The organism is Pseudacidovorax intermedius, from assembly GCF_003350475.1.
GTDB lineage: Bacteria > Pseudomonadota > Gammaproteobacteria > Burkholderiales > Burkholderiaceae_C > Xenophilus > Xenophilus intermedius.
Genome location: NZ_QQAV01000001.1, coordinates 509495 through 527794, shown reverse-complemented (window position 1 = coordinate 527794; position 18300 = coordinate 509495). Strand labels below are relative to the sequence as shown.

Here is an 18300-nt window from a genome sequence, read left to right as displayed (position 1 = left end):
GAGCCGACCTCGCAGCCTCAGTAGCCGTACACCCCGCGCCCCGTCTTGCGGCCCAACTGGCCGGCCGCGACCATCTCCTTGAGCAGCGGGCAGGGCCGGTACTTGGAGTCGCCGAATTCCTCCAGGTAGACCTCCATCACCGCCAGGCAGACGTCCAGACCGATCATGTCGGCCAGGGCCAGCGGGCCGATGGGATGGTTGCAGCCCAGCTTCATGCCGGCATCGATGTCCTCGGGCGTGGCCAGGCCCTCGGCCAGCACGAAGAAGGCCTCGTTGATCATCGGCACCAGGATGCGGTTGACCACGAAGCCCGGCGCGTTCTTCACGGTGATGGGCTGCTTGCCCAGCTTGAGGGCCAGCGCCTTCACGGCGTCGTGCGTGGCGTCGCTGGTCAGGTAGCCGCGGATCAGCTCCACCAGCGCCATCATGGGCACCGGGTTGAAGAAGTGCATGCCGATGAAGCGGTCGGCGCGCGAGGTGTCGGCCGCCAGCTGCGTGATCGAGATGGACGAGGTGTTGGACGCGATGATCACCTCGGGCGCCAGCAGCGCATCGACCTGCTTGAGGATCTTGCGCTTGAGTTCGTGGTTCTCGGTGGCGGCCTCGATGACCAGCTGCGCGGCCTTCAGGTCGTCATAGTTGGTGGAGCCCTGGATCAGCCCGAGCGCGGCGGTCTTCTGCGCTTCGGTGAGCTTTTCCTTCTTGATCAGCCGGTCGAGGCTGCCCGAGACGGTGGCCAGGCCCTTGTCCACGGCGGCCTGGCTGATGTCCACCATCACCACCTTGACGCCCGACACGGCACAGGCCTGCGCAATGCCGTTGCCCATGGTACCGGCACCGATGATGCCCACGGTCTGGATGTCCATTGATTCGCTCCTCGAGATTGGAAATGAAGAAAGGGAAAAAAGAGGCGGAAGGATCAATGGGCAATGCTAACGGCCCATGCGGGGCTGGGCTGTTGCTCAGGCGCAGGCGCAGGCGCTGGGCTGGTGCGGCCCGACGTGCCGCACCATCGTGGGGTCAGCGTGCGGGCCGGATGCGGTAGATGCCGTTGTTGCGGTCGGCCGAGTAGTAGATGCTGCCGTCCTCGCCCACGGCCACGCCGGTCGGCACGTAGGGGGGCGGCATGCCCGGGCCACCCGCCATGCCGATGGGCAGGTTCTCGGCCACGGTGCGGCGGCTGCCGGTGCTCGGGTCGATCTCTGTGAGGCGCCGCGCGGCTGTCTCGGCCACCACCAGGCTGCCCCATGGCGTGAAGGCGAGCCCCTCGGGCATGGCCAGACCGGTGGCCACGGTGACCGGCTCACCACCGGGCACCAGCCGCAGCACGCGTCCCCCGGCCTCGCTCACGTAGAAGCGCCCGGCGGCATCCAGCGCCAGTTGAAGCGGACCCTGCAGGCCGCTGGCCAGCAGTCCGCGCTGGGCGAAGTCGTTGCCGGCGGCGTGCACCACCGAGCCGGTGCCGAGTTCGGTATAGACCACGCTGCCATCGTTCATGGGAAGCGCGTCGTAGGGGGCCTTCAGGCCGTGGATGGTGTGCACCGTGCGGCGGCTGGCCCGATCGACGATCTGCACGGTGCCGGTGAACCAGGAGGCAAGGGCGAAGCGGCTGGGCGAGACGCCCACCGCGAAGGGGTATTCCAGTTCCGGTTCGCGCTGCATGCGGAAAACATCGCTCACCTTGCCTGTGACGGTGTCCACCTCGCGGAAGCCGAACACGTCCGCCACCCACAGCGTGCGGCCGTCGATGCGCAGGCCCGCCGGGACCGCCACCGGGCTGCCCGTCAGTCGTCTGCGGGCCCCGTTGATGGGGTCCACCGCGTCGACGGCGTTGTTGGCCATGTTGGAGACGTAGATCGTGCCATCGGGGGCGATGGCCAGGTTGTCGAGCGACGGCTCCAGCTGGGCCACGACCGTCTTTTTGCCGCTGTCGAGTGCCACCTTCACCAGTTCGCCGGTACGTGTGTCCACGACCCACAGATTGCCCTTGCCGTCCAGGTTGGCTGCCGCGGGAATCTGGAAGCCATCGGCAATGACGGTGAGCGCGCCGCTCTGTGGGTCGATCTTCACCACCTGACCCTTGAACCAGAGCGGGCCGTAGAGCATGCCGTCAGGGCCCACTTCGAAGCCGTTGAAGCCGCCCAGGTCCTTGCGGATCAGACGAGGCGGCGTCTGCCCGCTGCGGTCGATCTCCCAGAGTGCATCGCCCAGGAAGACCTGCGAAGCGTAGAGCTTGCCATTGCGGCGGTCGAAATCCAGCGAGTTGAGGCCGGGCAGGTCCTTGGCCAGCACCTGCAGGGGCATGCCTTCGCGCTCCCGGTATCGCAAGATGCCCATCAGGTAGTTGGTCCAGGCCAGCTCGCCGCGCGGGCCCACCGCGATGTCGTCGGCCTGGCCTTCCGGTGCATCGATGAAGACGCGTGCCTGGCCTGTGCGGCGGTCAACCTCCCACATCGTGTTGCCGACCACCGAGCCGGCCAGCAGTCGGCCCTGCGCATCGATTGCCAGCCCGTGCACGCCGGCGAACGGCGAGGGTTGTACGAGCGGCTGCGGCGCCGACCAGCCCGCAGGTCGCGCGGGCACCGACGAGCAGCCTGTCAGCCCGAGACCGAGGCTGGCGCCGAGAAGAGCCGCGAGCGCGAGCGCGCGGGCGCCCTGCCGCAGGGGGAAGATGGTCATGGTTGGGTACCTCCGTCTTGCTGTGTGAGTGGTGCGCAGTTTGCGGATGGTGCCAGCGCACTGTCAGTCACGCGAGGAACAAATGCGCGATGGCTCCGGGTCAATCCCGATGCGGCTCCCGAACCGGCAGCCAGTTGCCGCAAGCGCCACGCGCGGGCCGCTGCCTACCCTCGCAGCCACGACCGGGCCTATAGAGCCCTGGCCTCAGAACCGCCGGAGACACCGTCCATGCGCCCTAGGGTAAGTCCCTCGACCCGTCCGCTTCCAAGTGCCCAGGCGCGCCACTACGATGGCGCGCGCTTCCCGTCGACCCGGCTGCCGGATGCAGTCGTCTCGGAAGCCACTTCGCACCACGGTTGTGGTCCTGCGGGGCCACACCTTCTTCCAGGAGGAGACACGAGGATGCACACCAGCAGGGCTGACCGCGCCCCAGGAGAACGCGTGATGTGGCTGACGTCGCAGCGCGTCTTCTACGCCGGGCTGTTGGGCGCGACGCGCACGCGCAGCCTGGGCGGCCATGCCGTGTACGTGTCGCCGCGGGGCCTGCCCAATCGCGTGAGCATCGACGGCGGCCCCTGGCAGTCGGGCGAACTGCTGGTGGTGCCGCCGCATGTGCCCCATCGCGTCGAAAGCCCCGAGCCGCAGGTGCTCAACGTGGTGGTCGAGGCCGAGTCGGTCCGTCCCGGCGGGCTGCCACTGCTGCTGCAGCAAAGCGGCGTTGTGCACGACGACGCCATGGTGCGCCGCGTGCGGGTGGCCCATGCGCAGCTGCTGGCCGCCTGCGAGGGCGAGGCGCAGCCGCCGGCCGACTTCGACCAGCTCTTCTTCGGCGAGGCGCTGGCGCCGCGCTGCGTCGATCCGCGCATCGCGCAGGTGATTGCCCGCATCTGCGCCAACCCGGCCGAAGCCCTGGCCGCCGAGGCCTGCGCGGAGTCCGTCGGACTGTCCTTCTCGCGCTTCCTGCACCTGTTCCGCGACCAGGTGGGCGTGCCCTTCCGCGTGTTCCGCGCCTGGAAGCGGGCGCGCAGCCTGCTGCGCTATGTGCACCAGGGCACGAGCCTCACCGACATTGCGCTGGAAGCCGGCTATCCCGATTCCACCCACTTCAGCCATTCCATCCGGCAGGTGTACGGCCTCACGCCCAGCGACATCGTCGCGGGCTCGCGCCGCCTGGCCGTGATGGACGCGCACGGGCCCGCGGCGGCCTGAGCGCGCGCCGCTCCCGCCCCATCCCCGCGACGACGGACGCCGCGCGCACATGCAGGTGTTGCAACTCCTGCTCTCGGGCATCGCCCAGGGCTGCATCTACGGGCTGATCGCCCTGGGCTTCGTGCTCATCTACAAGGCCACCGAGACCGTCAGCTTCGCCCAGGGCGACCTGATGATGCTCGGCGCCTTCGCGGCCTTTGCGGCCATGACGCTGCTGGGGCTGCCCTTCTGGCTGGCGGCGGTGCTGGCCGTGGCGGCGCTGGTGGCCTTCGGCGCCCTGCTGGAGCTCGTGGTGATCCGGCCCATCCTGGGCCAGCCGCAGTTCTCCATCGTCATGCTGACCATCGGCATCGGCTACGTGGCGCGCGGGCTGATCACCATGGTGCCCGGCATCGGCACCGAGACGCACACGCTGCCCGTGCCCTACAAGGACCAGGTCTGGAGCCTGGGCGGCCTGGTGGTCAATGTGGAGCAGGCGGTGGTGATCGCGGCCACGGCCGTGCTGTGCGGCCTGCTCTTTGCCATGTTCCGCTACAGCAAGCTGGGCATCGCCATGCAGGCCAGCTCGCAGAACCAACTGGCGGCCTACTACATGGGCATTCCGGTCAAGCGGCTCAACGGCCTGGTGTGGGGCCTGGCGGCGGCGGTGGCGACGGTGGCCGGCATCCTGCTCGCGCCCATCACCTTCGTGCATGCCAACATGGGCTTCATCGGGCTCAAGGCCTTTCCGGCCGCGGTGGTGGGCGGCTTCGGCAGCCTGCCCGGGGCCATCGTCGGCGGGCTGGTGATCGGCGTGGTGGAGTCGATGGCCGGCTTCTACCTGCCCGACGGCTTCAAGGACACGGCACCGTACATCGTGGTGCTGGCCATGCTGATGGTGAAGCCCAACGGTCTGTTCGGCGAGAAGCTGCGGAAAAAGGTCTGAGCCATGCGCTTCATCTTCAAGACCTCCTATGCGCAGGACATCGACTTGGCCAAGCACGGCGGGCACCGCTTCTGGTATTCGCTGCTGGGCGTGCTATTGCTGGCGGCGCCGTGGCTGATCGACGAGTACTGGTTGGCGCAACTCAACTTCGTGCTCATCTACTCGGTGGTGGGCCTGGGGCTGATGCTGCTGGCGGGCTTCACCGGGCAGTTCTCCATCGGCCACGCGGCCTTTCTGGGCACGGGGGCGTACACGCAGGGCGTGCTGGTCAACATGGGCTTGCCCTTTCCGCTGGCCATGGTGGCGGCGGCGCTGCTGTCCGCAGCGGTGGGCGTGGTGGTGGCCATGCCGGCGCTGCGGGTCAAGGGCATCTACCTGGGCATCGCCACGCTGGCCTTCGGCTTCATCGTGGAGGAAGTGTTCGCGCGCTGGGAAAGCCTGACCGGCGGCAATGCAGGCCTGCACGTCAAGTCGCCGAGGCTCTTCGGGTTCGACTTCAGCAGTGCGGAGGCCTTCTACTTCGTCTGCCTGCTGACCACCGTGTTGTGCACGCTGGGTGTGCTCAACCTGCTGCGCGCGCCCACCGGCCGGGCCTTCGTGGCCATCCGCGATTCAGAGATCTCGGCCCAGAGCATGGGCATCCACCTGGCGCGCTACAAGACGCTGGCCTTCGCACTCTCCGCTGCGCTCGCGGGGCTGGGCGGGGCGCTCTATGCGCACAAGATCAGCTTCCTCTCGCCCGACCAGTTCAGCATCCTGCAGTCCATCGACCTGCTGCTGCTGGTGGTGATCGGTGGGCTGGGCTCGGTGCATGGTGTGTTCCTGGGCGCCGTCTTCCTGATCTCGATGCCGCAACTCATCGCGCTGAGCAAGGACTGGCTGCCCGAGGCCCTCGGCCAGGCGCCCGGCCTGCAGGGGCTGGTGTACGGCCTGGTGCTGATCGCCTTCGTGCTCTTCGAGCCCATGGGCCTGTACGGCCGCTGGCTCAAGGTGCGCGCGTGGCTGCAGCTCTTTCCCTTCTACCGTCGCGGCATGTTCAAGCGGCAGAAGTCCTTCACCAAGTCCGACAGGTTGAAATGAGCGACGTGCTGCTTTCCGCCCAGGACCTCAGCGTGCGCTTCGGCGGCGTGCTGGCGGTCAACCAGGTGAGCTTCGACGTGCGGCGCGGCGAGGTGTTCACGCTCATCGGCCCCAACGGTGCGGGCAAGACGACGGTGTTCAACCTCATCAGCCGCATCTACCAGCCCACCACCGGCCGCATCACCTGGAACGGCGGCGCGGCGCCCCTGACGCTGACCGACCAGCCGCCCCATGCCATCGCAGCGCTGGGCATCGCGCGCACCTTCCAGAACATCGAGCTCTTCGAGCATGCGACGGTGCTGCACAACCTGCTGATCGGCCGGCATGTGCACCGCCGCACGGGCTTCTGGTCGGAACTCTTCTTCACGCCGGCCACCCGTGCCGCCGAAGTCGCCGCGCGCGAGAAGGCCGAGCAGGTGATCGACCTGCTGGACCTGCAGCACCACCGCGATTCGCTGGTGGCCGGCCTGCCCTATGGCGTGCGCAAGGTGGTCGAGTTGGCGCGCGCCCTGTGCACCGAGCCCCAGCTGCTGCTGCTGGACGAGCCCTCGTCCGGCCTGAACGTGGAGGAGACCGCGGACATGGCCTTCTGGATCCAGGACATCCAGCACGAGCTGGGCATCTCCGTGCTGATGGTAGAGCACGACATGACGCTGGTCTCCAAGGTGTCGGACCGCGTGCTCGCCATGGCCCAGGGCGAGGTGCTGGCCCTGGGCAGCGCCCGCGAGGTGCAGGCCGATGCGCGGGTCATCGAGGCCTACCTGGGCACTGCCGAGGACGTGAGCAGCCTTCGACGGCCAAAGGTGGCGGCATGACGCGGCCTGTCGCACCGCAAGTCCGACGCGCTGCGCGTCATCCAGGAGTGCGCCCATGAGTGCCGGCATCGCCATCGCATCGACCACGTTGCCCCTGCACGCCGGCCTGCCCATGGGCCCGGGCGCCGAGCCGGCCGAGGACGTGCTGCAGCTGCTGAACGTCGAAAGCGCCTACGGCCCCATCAAGGCCATCCGCGGCGTCAGCCTCAAGGTGCGGCGTGGCGAGATCGCCACCGTGCTGGGCAGCAATGGCGCCGGCAAGACGACCATCCTCAAGACCATCTCCGGCATCATCGATCCGCGCAAGGGCACGGTGCACTTCAAGGGCCGGGACATCACGGCGCGCGATCCGGCCTTCATCGTGCAGCAGGGCCTGTCGCATGTGCCGGAGGGGCGCGAGGTGTTCCCGCTGCTGTCGGTGCGTGACAACCTGCTGATGGGCGCCTACACCCGCCGCGACCGCGATGGCGTGGCGCGCGACCTGGAGACGGTGTTCGGCTACTTCCCCATCCTGCGCGAACGCGCCGCGCAGGACGCGGGCCTGCTGTCGGGCGGTCAGCAGCAGATGCTGGCGATCTCCCGCGCGCTCATGGCCGCGCCTGAGCTGATCCTGCTGGACGAGCCCTCGCTGGGCCTGTCGCCCAAGCTCACCAAGGAGATCTTCGAGATCGTGGTGCGCATCAACCGCGAGCGCGGCACCACGCTGCTGGTGGTGGAGCAGAACGCCAACATGGCGCTCAACGCGGCCGACTACGGCTACGTGCTCGAGAACGGCCGCATCGTCATGGAGGACAGCTGCGAGCGCCTGCGCGAGAAGGAGGACATCAAGGAGTTCTACCTCGGCATGCAGGAGACCGGCGCCCGCGGCGAGCGGCGCTGGAAGAAAAAGAAGACTTGGCGCTGACGACGAAAGGCCCGCACCATGCGCACCACGCCCTTCCAACTCGCCCGCACCACGACGGCCTTCCTGCGCGTTGGGCTCGATGCCTCCGCGCCGGCTGCCGCTTCTGCCCTGCCCGCCACCGGCCCCGCCCGCGTGCCCGCGGGACTCTGGGACACGGCCCACATGGCACCGCGCACCGACATTGTGGTGCCTGGCGAGACGCTGCCCGCCGTGTTCTGGAACGCTGCCCGCCTGCGCGGCGAGCGCGTGTGGATGCGCCAGAAGGAGCTGGGCATCTGGCGCGCCTGGACCTGGCAGCAGACGGCCGAGGCCGTGGCCGAGATCGCGCACGGCCTCATGGCACTGGATTTCGCGCCCGGCGACTGCGCGTCGATCCTGTCCAACACGGTGATCGAATGGGTGCTGGCCGACCTGGCGGTGCTCAGCTGCGCGGGCGTCTCCAACGGCATCTATCCCACCGACGCGGCCAGCCAGGTGCACTACCTGTGCGAGGACTCGTCGACCACTGTCCTCTTCGTCGAGGACGACGAACAGCTCGACAAGGCGCTGGCGGTGCGGGCGCAGCTGCCGCGGCTGCGCAAGGTGGTGGTCTTCGACATGAAGGGGCTGCGCGACTTTCATGACCCCGACGTGATGTCGCTGCACGACCTGCGCGCCCTGGGTCGGGAGCACCTGCGTCTGCATCCGCAGGCCATCGACGAGCGCGTGGGCCGGTTGAAGCCGGCCGACCTGGCCATCCTCATCTACACCTCGGGCACCACCGGCAAGCCCAAGGGCGCCATGCACAGCCATGGCGGGCTGGTGTACGCCATGCGCGGCTACAACACGCTGATCGCGCAGGACGAGCGCGACGAGCGCATGTGCTTCCTGCCGCTGTGCCACGTCGCCGAACGCATGGGCGGCGAGTACTTCGCGATGTACACCGGCTCGGTGCTCAACTTCGTCGAGAACCCCGAGACGGTGCCCGAGAACGTGCGTGAGATTGCGCCGACGGTCTTCCTCGCGGTGCCGCGGGTGTGGGAGAAGTTCTATTCCGGCGTGATGATCGCCCTCAAGGAGGCGACACCGCTGCAGCGTGCCGCCTATGCCTGGGCCATCGGCGTGGGCGAGCGCATCGCCGACCGCATGCTGGCCGGCCAGCCGGTCGATGGCGCCCTCAAGCTGCAGTTCCGCCTGGCGCGGGTGCTGGCGCTGGACAACGTACGCAAGCTCATCGGCATCCACCGCGCGCGCTTCCTGGTGACGGGCGCGGCGCCCATCTCGCCGGATCTCGTCCGCTGGTACCTGGCACTGGGTGTGCCCATGCTGGAGGTCTGGGGCATGACCGAGACCGGTGGCGCCTCCACCGGCATGCCGGCTGGCCGCATCAAGCCCGGCTCCATCGGCCCCGCCACGGCCTACAACGAAGTGCGCATCGACGAGGGCACGGGCGAGATCCGCGTGCGCGGCCCCAACGTCTTCATGGGCTACCTCAACCAGCCCGAAAAGACGGCAGAGACCATCGATGCCGATGGCTGGCTGCACACGGGCGATGTGGGCACGGTGGACGCGGACGGGTTTTTCCGCATCACCGACCGCATGAAGGACATCATCATCACCGCGGGCGGCAAGAACATCACGCCCAGCGAGCTGGAGAACGAGCTCAAGTTCAGCCCGTACATCACCGACGCGGTGGTGATCGGCGATGCGAAGCCCTACCTCACGGTGATCATCATGATCGACCAGGAGAACGTCGAGAAATTCGCGCAGGACCACGACGTGCCCTTCAGCAACTACGCCAGCCTGACGCGCGCCCGCGAGGTGCAGGACCTGATCCAGGGCGAGATCGACCGCGTCAACGCGAAGTTCGCGCGCGTCGAGCAGATCAAGAAGTTCTTCCTGCTCGACACCCAGCTCAGCGCCGAGGACGAGGAGCTCACGCCCACCATGAAGCTCAAGCGCAAGCTGGTGCAGGCCAAGTACGCCGCGCAGATCGATGCGATGTATGCGGCGTGAGCCGATGCTATCGCCCTGACCCCGACCACCCAAGGAGACAGCCATGAAGACCTTCCGCCCTGCCGCGACCTCGGTCGCCCTTCTCGCGCTCGGCCTCCCGCTGCTGGCCCATGCCCAGCAGCAGGGCGTGAGCAAGGACGAGATCCGCATCGGCACCATCCAGGACCTGTCCGGTCCCCTGGCCGGCTTCGGCAAGCAGGCCCGCAACGGCATGCAGCTGCGTGTGGAGGAGATCAACGAGCAGGGGGGCATCAATGGCCGCAAGCTCAAGCTCTACGTGGAGGACTCGGGCTACGACCCCAAGAAGGCCGTGCTGGCGGCGCAGAAGCTGGTCAACCAGGACAAGATCTTCATCATGGCCGGCCACATCGGCACCGCCCAGAACATGGCGGCCATGCCGGTGCAGTTCGACAAGAACATCATCAACTTCTTCCCGATCACGGCGGCACGCGAGATGTACGAGCCGCTCAACCGGCTCAAGTACTCTTTCGCCGCCACCTACTACGACCAGATCCGCATGGCGCTGCCGAAGATGGTGAAGGAGAAGAACGCCAAGAAGGTCTGCACCATCTACCAGGACGACGAGTTCGGCCTGGAGGTGAACCGCGGCGCCGAGGCCGGCCTGAAGGCTGCCGGCATGGAGCTGACCGAAAAGACCAGCTTCAAGCGCGGTGCGACCGACTTCAGCAGCCAGGTGGCCAAGATGAAGGCGGCCGGCTGCGAGCTGGTGGTGCTGGGCACCATCATCCGCGAGACCATCGGCACCATCGGCGAGTCGCGCAAGACGGGCTTCAACCCGGTGTTCCTGGGTTCCAGCGCGGCCTACACCGACCTGATCCACAAGCTGGGTGGCAAGGCGATGGACGGCATGTACGCCACCATGACGGTGCAGAACCCGTACACCGACGAGCAGAACGACAAGATCCGCTTCTGGGCCAACAAGTACAAGACCAAGTTCAACGAGGACCCGACGGTGTTCTCGGTCTACGGCTATTCCATCGTGGACGACTTCGCGCAGGTGGCGCAGAAGGCGGGGGCCAACCTGACGACCGATTCGTTCATCAAGATCATGGACGCGAGCACCTTCGAGCCGGACATGTTCGGCTCGCCCAAGATGACGTTCACGGCGACCAAGCGGCTGGGCAACAACGCGTCGCGGCTGTCGCAGATCGTGGATGGCAAGTGGAAGGTGGTGTCGGACTACGTGGCGGAGTGAGGGGGCGGATCAGACCCGAGGTTGGTGGCGGGTGCTGGCCTGGCTTGAGCTGCAGTGAGCTGGGCAGGTGCTTGCCTGGCTTGGCCTGAGTTGAGCTGAGCTGAGTGTGGATACTGGCGTTGGCGTTGGCGTTGGCGTTGGCGTTGGCGTTGGCGCTCAGCTGGGTGGGTGAGGTCTGGGGCGCGCGCCGGCGCCGGGCCCAGGGCGCGCGGGCTCATACGGGGTCGGTCGGCCCTGTGGGCCGACTCCGCTGCGGTGCTCGGATGAACGGGCCGCGGCAGAACTCGCTACGCGCTTCGCGCTGCGCTCAAACAACTGCCGCGAGTCAGTTCACGAAGCAGGCCTGTCCTTCGGCAGGCCTGCAGCCCGTCCACCCTGCGCTCCTCGCCGACCCCGAAATCGCCCGCGCGCCCTGGGCCCGTCACCGGCGCGTGGGGCGTGGCGTTGTGCATCCAGGGGTATGACCGTCCGCGCTATATCGCGGTATCGCGCTCTCCGCCCGCTTCCCGTACTCCCTGCCCGTTCCCACGCGCTGCGCCTGCTTCCTGCTCTCTTCGCCCGTTCCCATGCGCTCTGCCGGCTTCCCGTCCGCTTGCCTGCGCCCCATCCTCTCGGCCCGCCTCCCACCGTTCGGGCTGAGCCTGTCGAAGCCAGGGCACGCGCTGGGACAAACCCTTCGACCCTTCGCCAAGCTCAGGACAGGCCAAGCTATGAGCGAGCGGTTCCATTGACCGGCATTGCGCGAAGGGGGGACCGCGCACAGCACGCATGCCGGCCGATCACCCCCAACGCAGGCCCTGGTGCCGGTGAGGGCGTGGCGGCGCGCCTGTGGGGTGCCGAGGAGCGCAGGGCGGACGGGCTGCGGGCCTGCCGAAGGACAGGCCCGCTTCGTGAACTGACTCGCGGCAGTTGTTTGAGCGCAGCGCGAAGCGCGTAGCGAGTTCTGCCGCGGCCCGTCTGTCCGAGCACCGGAGGGAAGTCGGCGCGCAGCGCCGACCGCCCCACTTGAAGCGCCGCCACGCCCTCACCGGCACCAGGGCCGGACCATCGCCCAACCAGCCCAACCAGCCCAAGGGCCGAAAACGGAAAAGGGGCCCATCAAGGCCCCCGGAGGACAGCAGGCATGGCAAGCACGCCCGCTCGAACCAACAGCGCGTCACTCCTCCACGAAGGCCTCTTCGCGCTTGGACTTCACCGCCGGCAGCAGCACGATGGTCAGCAAGGCAAGGGCGGCGACCAGCAGGCCGGCCGAGATCGGACGCGTCACCAGCACGCTCCAGCTGCCGCGCGACAGCAGCAGCGCGCGGCGCAGGTTCTCTTCCATCATCGGCCCCAGGATGAAGCCCAGCAGCAAGGGCGCCGGCTCCACCCGCAGCTTGATGAACACATAGCCCACGAAGCCGAAGATCGCCACCATCCACACGTCGAAGGTGTTGTTGTTGGTCGAGTACACGCCAATGGCGCAGAACAGCACGATGGCCGGGAACAGCAGGCGGTACGGCACCTTCAGCAGCTTGATCCACATGCCGATCAGCGGCAGGTTCAGGATGATCAGCATCAGGTTGCCCAGCCACATCGAGGCGATCAGGCCCCAGAACAGCTCGGGGTTGCTGGTCATCACCTGCGGGCCGGGCTGGATGTTGTGGATGGTCATGGCACCGACCATCAGCGCCATCACCGGGTTGGGCGGGATGCCCAGCGTCAGCAGCGGGATGAAGGAGGTCTGCGCACCGGCGTTGTTGGCCGACTCGGGGCCCGCCACGCCGCGGATGTTGCCGCGGCCGAAGGCCACTTCACCGGGCGACATCTTCAGCTTCTTCTCCAGCGCGTACGAGGCGAAGGAAGCCAGCAGCGCACCGCCGCCAGGCAGGATGCCCAGGGCCGAGCCCAGCGTCGTGCCGCGCAGCACGGCCGGAGCCATGCGCTTGAAGTCGTCGCCGGTGGGCCACAGGCCCTTCACCTTGCTGGTGAAGATCTCGCGCTCCTCGTCGCCTTGCGACAGGTTGCCGATGATTTCGCCGTAGCCGAACACGCCCATCGAGACCACGATGAAGCCGATGCCATCGGTCAGCTCGGGGATGTCGAAGCTGAAGCGGGCCACGCCCGAGTTCACGTCCGTACCCACCAGACCCAGCAGCAGGCCCAGCACCACCATGGCGATGGCCTTGAGCAGCGAGCCGGAGGCCAGCACCACCGCGCCGATCAGGCCCAGCACCATCAGGCTGAAGTACTCGGCCGGGCCGAACTTGAAGGCCAGCTCGGTCAGCGGCGGCGCGAAGGCGGCCAGGATGACCGTACCCACGCAGCCGGCGAAGAAGGAGCCCAGGCCGGCCGCGGCGAGTGCGGGGCCCGCCCGGCCCTGCCGTGCCATCTGGTAGCCGTCGATACAGGTCACCACCGAGGACGATTCGCCCGGCAGGTTCACCAGGATGGCCGTCGTCGAGCCGCCATACTGGGCGCCGTAGTAGATGCCCGCCAGCATGATCAGCGCCGAGACCGGCGGCAGCGCATAGGTGGCCGGCAGCAGCATGGCGATGGTGGCCACCGGGCCGATGCCCGGCAGCACGCCGATCAGCGTGCCCAGGATGCAGCCGATCAGGCAATAGAGCAGGTTGGTCCAGGTGACGGCGACGCCGAAGCCCGTGGCCAGGTTGGAGATCAGGTTGAAGTCCATGGTTGTCGTTCTTTCCCGATCAGCCCGAAATGAAGGTGGGCCACACCTGGATCTGCAGCTTGAGGGCCACGATGAAGGCGAGGTAGCTGCCGACGGCCAGCACCACCGCCAGGACCAGCGAGTCGCGCAGCTTGAACTGGTTGCCCGCCATGCTGGCGATGATGGTGAGCGCGAAGATGGCGATGATCAGCCCCATGGCCGGCAGCCCGATGCTGGGCAGGCCGCCCAGCAGTACGCCGAAGGCCAGGTTGGCGCCGAGCACGAAGGCCAGCGGCTTCCAGGCCCAGGGGCCGATCTTGCCGCCGTCGGCGGTTTCGACCACCATGGCCTGCAGCGAGATCACCGCACCGATGAGCGCGAGCAGCACCCCCAGCATGAGCGGAAAATAGCCCGGGCCCATGCGGGCCCCGTCACCGATGGTGTAGTTGGTGGAGCCGACCGCGAACGTTGCGCCCACGGCCATGAACATCACACCGGAAAAAAAGTCAGCCTGGCTTTTGATGGCCATTTCGTTGCTTCTCCACGAGTCCTTGTTGAAACGGGGGCGAGGGTCGTCGCCCGAGGCTGACCATTGGCTGACTTGATGTGTAGGGATAAGCGCGTAAGCAGTCTCCACATCGAAGGTCGTGAAGGCGTGAGAGATTCGGCTCCCCGATTTGCTTTGTTGCTATTTAATTCGTAGCGTTTTGTGTGCGTGCCGGACCCTTGGTCCGGCGCTTTTTTCCTGACTGGAGACAGACTGAGATGACTGCCACCCGCCGCGACTTCGTCGCTTCCTCTCTTGCCGCCGCCGGCCTTGCGCTGGCCGGCACGCCGGCCTTTGCCCAGTCCGACTGGCCTGCCAAGCCGATCCGGCTGATCGTGCCCTTCCCGCCCGGCGGCGGCACCGACATCCTGTCGCGCCTCGTCGCCAACAAGCTCACCGAGGTCAGCAAGTGGACCGTCGTGCCCGACAACCGCGGCGGTGCCGGCGGCACCATCGGCATCGCCGAGGCGGCGCGCGCGCAGCCGACCGGCTACGACCTGGTGATGGGCCAGAAGGACAACATGGTCGTCGCGCCCTGGCTCTACAAGAACCTGAGCTACGACCCGGTGAAGGACCTGACCGCCGTGGCCCACGTGGCCTACACGCCGGTGGTGATCGTGGTGCGCACCGAATCGCGCTTCAAGACGCTCAAGGATGTGGTCGAGGCGGCACGCGCCCAGCCCGATGCCGTCACCTTCGGCTCGCCCGGCAATGGCACCACCATCCACCTGGCCGGCGAGATCTTCAAGACCGCCGCCAAGATCCAGATCCGCCACGTGCCCTACAAGGGCAGCAACGCCGCCATGATGGACGTGCTGGCCGGCAACGTGGACCTGCTGGTCTCGTCGCTGCCCTCCGCCATCGCGCAGATCAAGGCCGGCAAGCTGCGCCCGCTGGCCGTGACCTCGGCCAAGCGCAGCACCTCGCTGCCCGACATCCCGACCGTGGCCGAACTGGGCTACGGCAAGGACTTCGACGTCAGCACCTGGTACGGTATCTTTGCGCCCGCCGGCACGCCCAAGCCGGTGGTCGACAAGGTCAATGCCGAGGTCAACAAGCTGCTGGCCCGACCCGACGTGCAGGCCGCCATCCACGAGCAGGGCGCGGAATACCAGGCCATGTCCACCACAGAATTCGCCACGCTGGTCAAGGACGACGTCGCCAAGTGGAAGGGCATCGTCCAGGCCTCCGGCGCGCGCATCGAGTAAGCCCGGCGGGCCGGGCCGGACGCCTGCGCTCCGGCCGCCAGCCGGTCAGGCAGAAGCAGAAGGGGCCGCACTCGTGCGGCCCCTTCTCTTTCGTCGGCGGGGCCGGCGAAAGGCTCGGCCTTCAGCGGCCGGGGCCGTGCATGAAGAAGGGGCCGCGCGGGCCGGGATGGGGGCCGTGCCAGCCGCCGCCGAGCACCAGCCCGACGCTCAGGGCGGTCAGGCCCACCCACCAGGGGTCGACCGCATAGCCGCTGGCCACCACCACCGGCGCCGGCGCGGCGACCAGCACCGGGGCACTGCTCACCACCACGCCCGGCTCCACCGGCACCGTGGCCGGGACGGTGCTGGCCGTGGCGGCAGGCGCCGCCGTCACCGGCACGCCGGTCGGCGGCTGGGCCATCCAGGTGCTGTAGTCGTGGCCGCCCAGGCGGTAGCTCACGCTGTAGCCGCCGTCGGCCAGGGCCACGCAGGCGGTCACTTGCGCCTGGGGCGGCAGTGCCTGCGCCTGCGCGGGGACACCGGCGGCCAGCAGGGCTGCAAGCGCGGCGCCCCCGGTCCAGCGCCGCAAGGAATGGATTCGTGAACGGGTCATGGGAAGGCTCCTTTCAGAACGATGTGCCGATCTGGAACTGGAAGCGCTGGGTGCGATCGGCCGTGATGCCGGCGGCGGTGTCTTCCTTCTGGTAGAGCACAGGCACCGCATAGGCCAGGCTCAGCGGCCCCAGCGGCGAGAGCCAGCTCACGCCCAGGCCGACCGAGGCGCGCAGCTTCTGCTGCGCCTTCCACTGCGCATCCGTCAGCGACGAAGTGCGGTCGGCGAACACGTTGCCCGCGTCGAAGAAGCCGAACAGCCGCAGCGTGCGGTCGTTGCCCGCACCCGGGAAGGGCGTGCTCAGCTCCGCATTGACGATGGCCTTGCGCAGGCCGCCCAGCGCGCCCGCCGTCACGCTGTCGCGCGGGCCGAGCGAGTTGCTCTCGAAGCCGCGCACCGAGCCCAGGCCGCCGGCATAGAAGTTCTTGAACACCGGGTAGGTGTCGCCGCCCAGCGCGCGCGCCCAGCCCAGCTCGCCGTTGAGGGCGAAGGTGTACTGCTTGCTGATGGGGAAGTAGCGCTGGTATTGGTAGCTGGTCTTGAGGTAGCGGGCGCCCGAGGCCAGGCCCCATTCGGCGTTGGCGTTCTGCAGGGTGCCGCGCGTGGGCACCAGGGCGCTGTCGCGCGTGTCGCGCGACCAGCCGATGGTCAGCGGCACGCCGGTGATGGCATCGCGCGCGCACACCACGCTGGGCGCGGTGCCCGAGCATTCGAAGTAGTCCAGGTAGGCCTGCGGCGTCGCCGTGTAGACGTAGCTGCCGTCGACCAGCGTATAGGCACCGTTGGTGCCCGGCTTGAAGGAGTAGCGCTCCAGGCCCAGGCCGAAGTACACCCGGTTGAGTTCGTCGAAGGGCACACCGAACTTCAGCGACACGCCCTGGGTGGTGAGCTTGTAGTTGCCGTCCGCGGCGTACGACGGGCGCGTGGTGTTCTGGTAGACGCTGATGATGCGCGAGATGCCGTCGGCGGTGAAGTAGGGGTCGATGGCCGAGACCGACACCGAGGTGCTGTACGAGCCGATGCTGGCGTTCAGCCCCAGGTAGTTGCCCGAGCCGAAGACGTTCTCCTGCGTGATGCCGAAGGTCAGCGTCACCTTGTCGGTGCTGGAGTAGCCCGCGCCCAGGTTCAGCGAGCCGGTGGGCTTTTCCTTCACGTCCACCATCAGGTCCACCGTGTCGGGCGAGCCGGGCACCTCCTGCGTCTGGATGTCCACGTCGCTGAAGTAGCCCAGCCGGTCGAGCCGGTCTCGCGACAGCTTGATCTTGTCGCCCTCGTACCAGGCCGATTCGTACTGCCGCATCTCGCGCCGGATCACCTCGTCGCGGGTGCGCGCGTTGCCGCCCACCAGGATGCGGCGCACGAACACACGCTGCCGCGGCAGGCCCTTGAACACCATCGTCACGCGGCCGGTGGTCCGGTCGGCGTCCGGCATGGCCTCCACCTTGGCGAAGGCGAAGCCGAAGCGCGCGTAATGCTCGGTGAAGGCCCGCGTGGTCGCGGTGACGTCGTCGCCGTTGTAGTAGTCGCCCGGCCGCACCGTCACCAGCGACTTGAAGTCGTCCTCGCGGCCCAGGTAGTCGCCCTCCAGCCGGACGCCGGCCACCACGAATTGCTCGCCCTCGGTGATGTTGACCGTCACCGTCACCGACTGGCGGTCCGCCGACAGCCCCACCTGCGTGGAGTCGATGCGGAAGTCCATGTAGCCGCGCGTCAGGTAGTACTGGCGCAGCGTCTCCAGGTCGGCGTCGAGCTTGGCGCGCGAATACTGGTTGGACTTGGTGTACCAGCTCATCCAGTTGCCCGCGTCCAGGTCGAACAGGCCCAGCAGCGTCTTCTCGCTGAAGGCCTTGGCGCCCACCACCCGCACCTCGGTGATGCGGGCGGATTCGCCCTCGGTCACCGTGAAGCTGATGTTGACGCGGTTGTTCTCCAGCGGCGTGGCGGTGGTCTGCACGCTGGCGCTGTAGTAGCCCTTGCCGATGTACTGGCGCTTGAGTTCCTGCTCGGCGCGGTCGGCCAGGGCCTTGTCGTAGGGCCGGCCCTCGGCGAGGCCCACCTCGCGCAGCGCCTTGGTCATGGCCTGCTTGTCGAATTCCTTGGCGCCCTCGAAGTCCACGCCCGCGATGGTCGGGCGCTCCTCCACAATCACCACCAGCACGTTGCCGGAGATGTCGAGCCGCACGTCCTTGAACATGCCCAGCTCGTACAGCGCCCGGATGGCCGCCGAGCCAAGGTCGTCGGTGTAGGTGTCGCCCACATGCAGCGGCAGGGCATGGAAGATGGTGCCGGGTTCCACCCGCTGCAGGCCTTCCACCCGCAGGTCGCGGATGGTGAAGGGCTCGACGGCCCAGGCGGCGTGGATGCCGGCAAAGAGGGCGAGGGCGCCGAGGGCGGCTTGCAGCGGTCGGCCGCGGAACAGGAAACGCATGGATCGGGTGGGGGCGCCGGCACCGGAGGCGCAGGTCGCCAGAGTGGCT

The 18300-nt window shown here is 67.9% G+C and carries 14 protein-coding genes; 8 read left to right on the top strand and 6 right to left on the bottom strand.

The annotated features are described in order from the left end of the window. Positions 1-17 precede the first annotated feature (17 nt). The gene (locus DFR41_RS02265) at positions 18-866 is read right to left on the bottom strand and encodes a 3-hydroxybutyryl-CoA dehydrogenase (RefSeq protein WP_114801544.1); all 849 of its coding nucleotides are present in this window, start codon (positions 864-866) and stop codon (positions 18-20) included. Between the two features lie 154 nt (positions 867-1020). Continuing rightward, positions 1021-2679, bottom strand: a complete 1659-nt coding sequence (locus DFR41_RS02260; RefSeq protein ID WP_114801543.1) for an NHL repeat-containing protein — start codon at positions 2677-2679, stop codon at positions 1021-1023. 444 nt (positions 2680-3123) lie between these two features. On the opposite strand from DFR41_RS02260, the gene DFR41_RS02255 reads away from it, so the two are divergent. The 7 genes from DFR41_RS02255 (at position 3124) to DFR41_RS02225 (ending at position 10823) form a co-directional block, all read left to right on the top strand. Continuing rightward, the gene (locus tag DFR41_RS02255; RefSeq protein WP_017760364.1) at positions 3124-3888 is read left to right on the top strand and encodes a helix-turn-helix domain-containing protein; all 765 of its coding nucleotides are present in this window, start codon (positions 3124-3126) and stop codon (positions 3886-3888) included. A gap of 49 nt (positions 3889-3937) precedes the next feature. Beyond that, positions 3938-4813, top strand: coding sequence for a branched-chain amino acid ABC transporter permease (locus DFR41_RS02250; RefSeq protein ID WP_017760363.1), 876 nt, complete (start codon positions 3938-3940; stop codon positions 4811-4813). Between the two features lie 3 nt (positions 4814-4816). Then, complete coding sequence (locus DFR41_RS02245) at positions 4817-5893, top strand: branched-chain amino acid ABC transporter permease (protein ID WP_017760362.1); 1077 nt, start codon at positions 4817-4819, stop codon at positions 5891-5893. Further along, complete coding sequence (locus DFR41_RS02240; RefSeq protein WP_017760361.1) at positions 5890-6708, top strand: ABC transporter ATP-binding protein; 819 nt, start codon at positions 5890-5892, stop codon at positions 6706-6708. The genes DFR41_RS02245 and DFR41_RS02240 overlap by 4 nt, the downstream gene beginning before the upstream one ends. Positions 6709-6820: 112 nt before the next feature. Then, positions 6821-7612, top strand: a complete 792-nt coding sequence (locus DFR41_RS02235) for an ABC transporter ATP-binding protein (protein ID WP_114802155.1) — start codon at positions 6821-6823, stop codon at positions 7610-7612. A 162-nt stretch (positions 7613-7774) separates the two neighbouring features. Next, positions 7775-9607, top strand: coding sequence for an AMP-dependent synthetase/ligase (locus tag DFR41_RS02230; RefSeq protein ID WP_114802154.1), 1833 nt, complete (start codon positions 7775-7777; stop codon positions 9605-9607). 43 nt (positions 9608-9650) lie between these two features. After that, positions 9651-10823, top strand: coding sequence for an ABC transporter substrate-binding protein (locus DFR41_RS02225; RefSeq protein ID WP_114801542.1), 1173 nt, complete (start codon positions 9651-9653; stop codon positions 10821-10823). Between the two features lie 1156 nt (positions 10824-11979). Here DFR41_RS02225 and DFR41_RS02220 read toward each other — a convergent pair. Continuing rightward, positions 11980-13497 carry a tripartite tricarboxylate transporter permease gene (locus DFR41_RS02220; RefSeq protein ID WP_114801541.1) on the bottom strand — a complete coding sequence of 506 codons (1518 nt, stop codon included), beginning with the start codon at positions 13495-13497 and terminating at the stop codon, positions 11980-11982. Positions 13498-13516: 19 nt separating this feature from the next. After that, positions 13517-14005 carry a tripartite tricarboxylate transporter TctB family protein gene (locus DFR41_RS02215; RefSeq protein WP_114801540.1) on the bottom strand — a complete coding sequence of 163 codons (489 nt, stop codon included), beginning with the start codon at positions 14003-14005 and terminating at the stop codon, positions 13517-13519. A 236-nt stretch (positions 14006-14241) separates the two neighbouring features. Between DFR41_RS02215 and DFR41_RS02210 the strand changes: the two genes are divergently transcribed. Next, positions 14242-15231: a Bug family tripartite tricarboxylate transporter substrate binding protein gene (locus tag DFR41_RS02210; protein WP_114801539.1), complete on the top strand. Its 990-nt coding sequence runs from the start codon at positions 14242-14244 to the stop codon at positions 15229-15231. A 121-nt stretch (positions 15232-15352) separates the two neighbouring features. Here DFR41_RS02210 and DFR41_RS02205 read toward each other — a convergent pair whose 3' ends face one another. Together DFR41_RS02205 and bamA are read right to left on the bottom strand one after the other, a co-directional pair. Beyond that, a complete protein-coding gene (locus tag DFR41_RS02205) occupies positions 15353-15823 on the bottom strand; it encodes a hypothetical protein (RefSeq protein WP_147284307.1) in 471 nt (156 codons plus the stop codon). Between the two features lie 13 nt (positions 15824-15836). Next, the gene (gene bamA, locus DFR41_RS02200; protein WP_114801537.1) at positions 15837-18251 is read right to left on the bottom strand and encodes an outer membrane protein assembly factor BamA; all 2415 of its coding nucleotides are present in this window, start codon (positions 18249-18251) and stop codon (positions 15837-15839) included. Positions 18252-18300 lie beyond the last annotated feature (49 nt).